At 65.3% G+C, this 7,784-nt stretch carries 9 protein-coding genes; 7 read left to right on the top strand and 2 right to left on the bottom strand.

The features are described 5' to 3' along the window. The 6 genes from CH294_RS27095 to CH294_RS27070 form a co-directional block, all read left to right on the top strand. Window positions 1-619: MBL fold metallo-hydrolase (locus CH294_RS27095; RefSeq protein ID WP_094739394.1), on the top strand; the 619-nt coding region annotated here is incomplete at its 5' end. A 305-nt stretch (window positions 620-924) separates the two neighbouring features. After that, window positions 925-1,287, top strand: coding sequence for a bifunctional 3-phenylpropionate/cinnamic acid dioxygenase ferredoxin subunit (locus CH294_RS27090; RefSeq protein WP_032405160.1), 363 nt, complete (start codon window positions 925-927; stop codon window positions 1,285-1,287). Further along, window positions 1,284-2,447 (top strand): FAD-dependent oxidoreductase, encoded by a 1,164-nt coding sequence (locus CH294_RS27085; RefSeq protein WP_170944876.1) that lies wholly within the window; start codon window positions 1,284-1,286, stop codon window positions 2,445-2,447. Before CH294_RS27090 ends, CH294_RS27085 begins: the two co-directional genes overlap by 4 nt. Window positions 2,448-2,541: 94 nt before the next feature. Continuing rightward, entirely contained in the window at window positions 2,542-3,693 is a 1,152-nt protein-coding gene (locus CH294_RS27080) for an aromatic ring-hydroxylating dioxygenase subunit alpha (RefSeq protein WP_207309267.1), read from the top strand. Window positions 3,694-3,734: 41 nt separating this feature from the next. Next, window positions 3,735-4,427 carry a GntR family transcriptional regulator gene (locus CH294_RS27075; RefSeq protein WP_080734492.1) on the top strand — a complete coding sequence of 231 codons (693 nt, stop codon included), beginning with the start codon at window positions 3,735-3,737 and terminating at the stop codon, window positions 4,425-4,427. A 59-nt stretch (window positions 4,428-4,486) separates the two neighbouring features. Further along, window positions 4,487-5,290, top strand: coding sequence for an IclR family transcriptional regulator (locus tag CH294_RS27070; RefSeq protein WP_032405159.1), 804 nt, complete (start codon window positions 4,487-4,489; stop codon window positions 5,288-5,290). Here CH294_RS27070 and CH294_RS27065 read toward each other — a convergent pair. Beyond that, the gene (locus CH294_RS27065; RefSeq protein ID WP_032405158.1) at window positions 5,260-6,135 is read right to left on the bottom strand and encodes a bifunctional methylenetetrahydrofolate dehydrogenase/methenyltetrahydrofolate cyclohydrolase; all 876 of its coding nucleotides are present in this window, start codon (window positions 6,133-6,135) and stop codon (window positions 5,260-5,262) included. The two genes, CH294_RS27070 and CH294_RS27065, sit on opposite strands and share 31 nt — an antisense overlap. A gap of 110 nt (window positions 6,136-6,245) precedes the next feature. Between CH294_RS27065 and CH294_RS27060 the strand changes: the two genes are divergently transcribed. After that, window positions 6,246-6,692, top strand: coding sequence for a hypothetical protein (locus CH294_RS27060; protein ID WP_032405157.1), 447 nt, complete (start codon window positions 6,246-6,248; stop codon window positions 6,690-6,692). Between the two features lie 6 nt (window positions 6,693-6,698). Here the strand turns inward: CH294_RS27060 and CH294_RS27055 are convergent, their stop codons facing one another. Then, window positions 6,699-7,739, bottom strand: a complete 1,041-nt coding sequence (locus tag CH294_RS27055; RefSeq protein ID WP_032405156.1) for an Lrp/AsnC family transcriptional regulator — start codon at window positions 7,737-7,739, stop codon at window positions 6,699-6,701. Between the last annotated feature and the right edge of the window lie 45 nt (window positions 7,740-7,784).

Genomic DNA, 7,784 nt, shown 5'->3' with positions numbered 1-7,784 from the left:
TCGTGTCCAGAACGTCGTCACGTCAGGAACGTTCAGCCTCGACGGCGGCACCTGGGATGTCGAGAACAACATCTGGCTGATCGGCGACGACGACGAGGTGGTGATCGTCGACGCCGCCCACACCGCTGCCCCGATCATCGACGCCGTCGCCGGCCGCACGCTCAAAGCCGTCATCTGCACGCACGGACACAACGACCACGTCACCGTCGCCCCCGAGCTCGCCGACACCCTGGATGCGCCGATTCTGCTGCATCCCGCCGACGACATGCTGTGGGAGCAGACCCACCCGGGCGTCGGTCACATGCTTCTCGAGGACGGTCAGCGCGTCACCGTCGCCGGAACCGACATCGTGGCGCTGCACACCCCGGGGCATTCACCCGGATCGACGTGCCTGTATCTGCCCGAAGCGGGGGAATTGTTCAGCGGCGACACCTTGTTCTCCGGCGGTCCGGGAGCCACCGGACGCTCGTTCTCGGATTTCCCGACCATCATCGGGTCGATCCGCGACCGATTGTTCGCGCTGCCCGCCGACACCCGAGTCAACACCGGACACGGAGACGGGACCCGTATCGGCGACGAGGCACCACACCTCGAGGAATGGATCGCCCGCGGCAGCTGAGTGCGCTGATATATCAAAGTCGGCAGTTCCTACTCATTGGTAGTGCAGACTCGGCGCTGCGCACAGCCCAGACGGCCACTGTGCGCACCGCCGGGCCGGTGCCACCTCGCACCGGACGAACAGGTCCTTGCACGCGCTAACCACGTGTTCAGCTGGCAGAACGTGCGGTTTGCCCGAATCGAGTTACATCATGTTTCGCAGGGGTGAAAAGTGCCGTCTCCTATTGACACGATCTTGTGTCGATGTTCACACTGTTGTTGCGGGAAGTAAGACGTGTTCCGCATAGCGATACAGAAAGGATCCGAATGCTCAAGGTGTGTCCCCTGGCCGACCTCCCGGGCGGCGAAGCTCTGCGCGTCGACACGACCCCTCCTGTGGCGGTGTTCCACACCGAGGACGGCGAGCTGTTCGCGATCGACGACACCTGTACGCATCAGGACGCGTCTCTCGCGGACGGATGGCTGGAAGGGTGTGCGGTCGAATGTCCGCTGCACGCGTCCACATTCGACCTGCGCACCGGTGCCGTCGACGCTCCCCCCGCGAAGTTGCCGGTTCGTACTCACACCGTTGTCGTCGACGACGGCGTGATCTACATCGAGCTGAGCACCGCGACCCCCAATCTTCCGCCCGACGTTCGCAGCCGGCTGGCCGCCGAGGGACATTCATGAAGAGCGTCACCATCGTCGGAGCCTCCCTGGCCGGCCTGTGCTCTGCACGTGCCCTGCGGGCGGCCGGGTTCGACGGCTCGGTCACCATCGTCGGTGCCGAGAGCCACCGACCGTACGACCGCCCTCCCCTGTCGAAGGAGTACCTCGCCGGCGACGTGGACGCGAGCACTCTCGCCCTCGAGCCCGAAGACGAAGACCTCGACGCCACCTGGATTCTGGGGCGTACCGCCACCGCACTCGATCCATCGCGTCGCACCGTCACCCTCGACAACGGCACGGAGCTGACCTCCGATGGCGTCGTCCTGGCCACCGGCTCGCGCGCGCGATCGCTTCCCGGTACCGATCACCTCGCCGGTGTGCACGTGTTGCGTACGATCGACGACGCCGACCGCCTGCGCGCAGAACTCGCGCCCGGCGCGCGTCTGGTCGTCATCGGCGCAGGCTTCATCGGAGCCGAAGTAGCCTCCACCGCAAGGAAACTGGGCCTCGACGTCACCGTCGTCGAAGCCGCCCCGTCACCACTCGCCGGACCACTCGGCGCGCGACTGGGTAGCGCGGTGGGCAATCTGCACCGCGACAACGGCACGACGTTGATCTGCGGAATCGCCGTCGACGGACTGACCGGCACGGACCGAGTGACGGGCGTTCGGCTCGCGGACGGTCGCCTTCTCCACGCCGACGTCGTGGTCGTCGGCATCGGCGGCATTCCGAACATCGATTGGCTCGGCACCAGCGGACTCGCACTCGGCAACGGAATCCTGTGTGACGGTGGCGGCGCGACCGCAGTGCCCGGAGTGGTCGCCGTCGGCGACTGCGCCGCATGGCTCGACTCGACCGGTGCCCATCGGCGCGTCGAGCACTGGGCCGGGGCGTCCGAACGACCCACCGTTGCAGTGGCCACTCTGCTCTCGGGTAGCTACGGCGGCCAACACGTCAAACCTCCGTATTTCTGGTCCGACCAGTACGGGTCACGTATTCAGTTCGCCGGCAGCGCCGGACCGGACAGTGAATGCACCATCGAAGAGGGCTCACCCGAGCTCGGGAGCTTCCTCGCCGTCTACCGCTCCGACGGACTTCCGGTCGGCGTACTCGGTGTCAATCAGGTTCGTCTGTTCACCCGCTGGCGCCGTCAGCTCTCGGCTCCCGCTCGCGCGGTCTGACCACACCCCGGCTGCTGTTCCACTCGTCGTATTCCACTATCCCAGTTGACGTCTCGTCACCGATCCACAAGATCGGCCACGTACGGAGGACCCCTTGACCACCATTCCCGACACCACGCCGCCCGCCACCTCCCTTCCCCTGCCCGAGAGTCTGATCTCCACCCTCCCCGGTCGCTACTACACCGATCCGGCCATCTTCGAGCTCGAGCAGGAGAAGATCTTCGAGGAGCTGTGGATCTGCGCGGTCCGTGCCGCGGATCTGGACAAGCCCGGTGCCTTCCGTACCGTGCAGATCGGCCGCGAGAGCGTGATCGTGACGCGCACCCGGACGGGGGCCATCAAGGCCTACCTCAACGTCTGCGCGCACCGCGGTGCACGAATCTGCATGGAGGACAAGGGCGAAGTCAAGCGATCCTTCCAGTGTCCGTACCACGCCTGGACGTACGACCTCGACGGAAAGCTCATCGCAGCACCGAATCTCACCAAGATGCCCGATATCGACCGGGTTCGCTACGGCCTGTCGTCGGTGTCCGTCGAGGAATGGCTCGGATACGTGTGGGTCAACCTCAGCGACAACCCGGCGTCCTTCGACACCACTGTGGTGCAGGACATCCGCGATCGACTCGGTGACGTCGAGTCGATCGATCGCTACAAGATCGAGGACCTGGGCCTCGGCAGGCGCGTGAGCTACGACGTCAAGGCCAACTGGAAACTCATCATCGAGAACTTCATGGAGTGCTACCACTGCGCTACCATCCACCCCGAGCTGACCGAGGTGCTACCGGAATTCGCCGACGGATACGCCGCCCAGTACTACGTGGGCCACGGAGCCGAATTCGGGGAATCGGTCAAGGGATTCACGCTCGACGGTTCGGAGGGACACGACTCCATCCCCGGAATCGCACCCGAACAGGACAGGCGCTACTACGCCATCACCGTCAGGCCGCAGGTGTTCGTCAACCTCGTCCCGGATCACGTGATCATCCACCGCATGTATCCGCTCGCCGCCGATCGCACTCTGGTGGAATGCGATTGGCTGTACCTACCAGGCGTCGTTGCCTCGGGACGGGATCTGCAGAAATCGGTGGAGTTGTTCCACCGCGTCAATCTGCAGGATTTCGAGGCGTGCGAACGCTGCCAGCCCGCCATGAGCTCCCGCAAGTACCGAGACGGCGGAGTGCTGGTGGGCAGCGAACACCACATCGGTATCTTCCACGACTGGTTGAAGAACCGCATCGAGGCCTGACCGACCCTGCCCCGCGCTCAGTGCCGATAGGATCGGTGACCATGAGTGTCGAGGTTGCGTCACCGGGCACCCCCGGATCGTCGGGGGTGCCCGGCGAACCGGGGGCGACCATGGCGGACGCGGCCTACGCGGCTATTCGCGACAAGCTGATCATGCTGGCGATCAAGCCAGGTGAAGCCGTCGTCGAGTCGGCGTTGTCCGTCGAGCTGGGCGTCGGCCGTACACCGGTGCGGGAAGCTCTGAAACGGCTCGAGTACGAGCGCCTGGTGATCTCACATGCCCGCCGTGGCACCTTCGCAACCTCCATCGACGTCGCCGATCTGGGCGACATCTCCGAGATTCGCCAGCGCCTCGAACCCCTGGCGGCAGCGAAGGCGGCCACCGCGTCCACTGCGACCCAACGTCAAGTTCTGTTGGGCATGGCCGATCGCACCGAGAAGTTCGAGGCCGCGCCGCCGAGCCAACACGACCTGATCAAATGGGACGCAGAGGTACACCGCACCGTGTACCGGCTGGCGGCGAACCCGGTTCTCGAAGACGCCTTGATTCGCTACAACAATCTGGCCACGCGAATCTTCTGGTTGTTCATGGATCGACTGCCGCCGCTCGCCGATCATGTGGGTACCCACACCACGCTGCTCCGGGCGATCGCGGCCGGGGAAGCCGAGGACGCTGCGGCGATTGCCCGAGCCCATGTGACCGAGTTCGACGACGCTGTTCGCGCCGTCATCTAGACGTCACTGCCCGAGGGTGCGTACCACCAGGTAGGTGTCCGGTACGTATAGTCCAGGGGGTGGCAACCGACGATTCGACACGTGCCCCAGAGGGTGGCGTCCAGTCCGTCGACCGCGCATTTCGAGTGCTCGAGGTCGTAGCGCGGCTCGGGGAGGCGGGCGTGAGCGCCATCGCCACCGAGATCGGTGTGCACAAGTCCACGGTGTCGAGGCTGCTTGCGTCGCTCGAAGAACACGACATGGTGATGCAGACGCACAATCGCGGTAAGTACCGGCTCAGCCTCGGAGTCCTGCGGCTCGCCGCCGCCGTACCCGAGCGCCTGGAGATCACCGAATACGGCCACGCCGTCTGTGAACGCCTCGCAGGCAAGCTCGGCGAGACAGTGAATATCGCTGTGCTGCGGGCCAATACGGCCATACACCTGGATCAGGCCCGCGGTCCCAGTTCGGTCGGCACCCACAACTGGATCGGGGAACAGACTCCCCTGCACGCCACCGCCAGCGGCAAGGTGTTGCTCGCCGCACTGGATGCCGACACCCGCAAGACGGTCGTCGAATCGCTCGACCTCCACCGATACACCGAGCACACCCTCACCACCAAAGCCGGTCTGACGGCCGAACTCGATGCCGCGGTGTCCCTCGGGTATGCAGTGGTCGTCGAAGAGTACGAGACCGGACTCAATGCCATCGCAGCTCCGGTTCTCGACTACACCGGCAAGACGACTGCGGCACTGAGCGTCTCCGGTCCGGTGTATCGCTTCGACGAGACCAGAATGCGGGCCATAGTCCCGGACGTACTGGCTGCCACGGCCGAGATCAGCGAGAAGATGGGCTACCGCGAGTCCTTCATCCCCTCGGCCTGAGCGGCTTCCGCACACTCCACCACGTTCGTGAGCAGCATTGCCCGCGTCATCGGACCGACGCCGCCTGTCGCTCCACTGATCCGCCCCGCGATCTGCTCGACGCCGGGGTGCACGTCACCGAGAATGCCCTCGACGGTGCGGGTGATTCCTACCGACAGCACCGTTGCCCCGGCACTGATCCAATCCGGTTGCACCAGATGCGCAACGCCCGCAGCGGCGATGACCACATCGGCGGCCCGAGTGTGCGCGGCGGTGTCCACGGTTGCCTCGTGACACATCGTGACCGTCGCGTGTTCACTTCGCCGGGTGAGCATCAACCCGAGCGGACGCCCGACGGTGATCCCGCACCCGATGATGCAGAAGCGTGCGCCGGTGATCGGAACATCATGGTGGCGAAGCAGTTCCAATATCCCGCGCGGTGTGCACGGCAACGGCCCGTCCATGCCGAGCACGAGCCGGCCCAGATTGGTCGGATGCAGCCCGTCGGCGTCCTTGCGTGGATCGATCAGTTCGATCACCCGATGGGTATCGATGTGCGGGGGAAGCGGCAACTGGACGATGAAGCCGGTGCACTCGGGGTCGTCGTTGAGCGCGTGCACCGCGTCTTCGATCTCCTGCTGGGTCGCGGTCGCGGGCAATCGCACCTGAATCGAATGCAGCCCCACCTCGGCACAGTCGCGATGCTTCGCTGCGACGTAGGAACGACTACCCGGATCGTCGCCCACCAAGATCGTGCCGAGACCGGGCCGGATCCTCTGCTGGGCGAGCCGTTCGACGCGATGTCGCAGATCGTCCTTGACGATCGCGCTGACCGCCGTCCCGTCGATCTTGAGCGCTGTGGTCATTCTGTGATTCCTCGGTTCGGCAGGCCCTGCGTTCTGATATATCAACTGTCGGCCAGGGTACGGCTGGTCGCCTCCGTCGGTCAAGAGCGGCGGTGTGGGAGGGTCGAGCCATGGAGCCCCTGCAGCCGATGCGGCCGGTCGACGTGCAGCGGGACGAGCGAGAGTCTGCACCGCGGTGGAAGGTGTTGTGCGCCTACGCCGGCGGCCCGGCGCTGTACCTGGCATCGATGTGGATCGACGGGGGTCACGAGTGGGCCGTCGTCGCTGGTGCCTGCATTCTCGCGATCGGGGCCACACTCTCCATCGCAGCGGCACGGCGAATTTCACGTGAGAACGCGGGGAGGCTTATTCCATGGACCGGATTCCCGCCGGTCCGGCCACGCAAGGTCGACTTACTCGAGAGCGTCGGCGCGTCGATGGCGTTGTCCGGTGCACTGTTGGCGGCGAACAACCTGTCGATTCCGTGGCCGGTTTCGTTGCCGATCCTCGGCTTCGTCTTCATCGGGGTGCCCCTTGCGGCGCAGGCATGGCACAACTACCGGGTGCGCACGACGTAAGAGCGCTCAGCCGGGCAGCGTCCAGGACGACCCTCCCGGCGAGGTGACGAACCCGGTCGCGCGTCCGTCTGCCTGCAGTTCCCAGCCCATCCGCTTACGCGAGCGCAGGGTCACCGACGACTCGACGACATTCAAATTCGGCGCTCGCTGTTCGAGCCACTCCTGCACTCGCAGAATGTCCGGCAGAGACGACACCCACATGCTGACAAGGAAGTTCGCCGGACCGGTGAGCGACATGCACAGTCGGAGTTCCGGGCGCGCGCGAAGGACGTCCACAACCTCCTGATGTGCCTGCACCGGCAGCCGGCACCACCACGTGACGGTGATCGGCCATCGCGTCGCCTCCTGGGCAACCTCACAGCGCAACACCACCGCTCGCGATCGCAGCAGCGCCGCCAGCTGACGGCGGACGGACGACGCCGGCCGGCCCAGAGCCGACGCGATCTCGGGCGCCGACGCCCTTCCGTTTCCCGTCAGTTCACCAACGAGTGAACGGGCGACTTCGTCGGTCAGACTCTCCGGCCTGGCAGAGCCCGGCCTGTCCGGCACGTCACCGAGCGCGGCAATCGCAGCCAACTGCGCACCGTCCAAGGAATCGAGCCTCCAGCGACTCCCCTCTGCGTGCAGCGCCGTGCACGTGTGCGTCTGGGTCGACTGCACACCGACGAAGCCGGGCAACTCGTCCAACACCAGACCCGACAATTCGTCGAGTGTCGAGGTCTGCACCGTCAGCACCAGATCCCGACCCCGCGCGGCATGCTCGATCGACACCACCCGTGGGTCTCGAACCAATGCGTCTACGAGGTCAGCCGAGTCCGCTCGACCGCACGTCACCTCGATCATTGCGGTGATCGACCCACCACCGGTCAACGGCGCGGGATACGCGGTGATCCAAGCCAGCCCCCGCTCCGCGATCGATTGCCATCTACGCGCCAACGTGGCCGCCGTGGTCCCGAGGATCGGTGCAAGGTCGGACCACGATGCTCGCGGAGTCACTTGAAGCGCGTGAATGAGCGAAAGCTCGGATTCCGTCAGTATTTCTTGCACACAACACCTGCTTTCTCGTCCTCGATGATCGAATCCGACGAAAAT

It is taken from the genome of Rhodococcus sp. 14-2483-1-1, assembly GCF_002259335.1.
Taxonomy (GTDB): Bacteria; Actinomycetota; Actinomycetes; order Mycobacteriales; family Mycobacteriaceae; genus Rhodococcoides.
This window is presented reverse-complemented; position numbering and strand designations above follow the sequence as displayed.

Excerpts from the sequence above, each read along its gene's own strand:
- CH294_RS27090 (WP_032405160.1), top strand. The coding sequence starts at position 925 with ATGCTCAAGGTGTGTCCCCTGGCCGACCTCCCGGGCGGCGAAGCTCTG.
- CH294_RS27085 (WP_170944876.1), top strand. The coding sequence starts at position 1,284 with ATGAAGAGCGTCACCATCGTCGGAGCCTCCCTGGCCGGCCTGTGCTCT.
- CH294_RS27075 (WP_080734492.1), top strand. The coding sequence starts at position 3,735 with ATGAGTGTCGAGGTTGCGTCACCGGGCACCCCCGGATCGTCGGGGGTG.
- CH294_RS27065 (WP_032405158.1), bottom strand. The coding sequence starts at position 6,135 with ATGACCACAGCGCTCAAGATCGACGGGACGGCGGTCAGCGCGATCGTC.
- CH294_RS27060 (WP_032405157.1), top strand. The coding sequence starts at position 6,246 with ATGGAGCCCCTGCAGCCGATGCGGCCGGTCGACGTGCAGCGGGACGAG.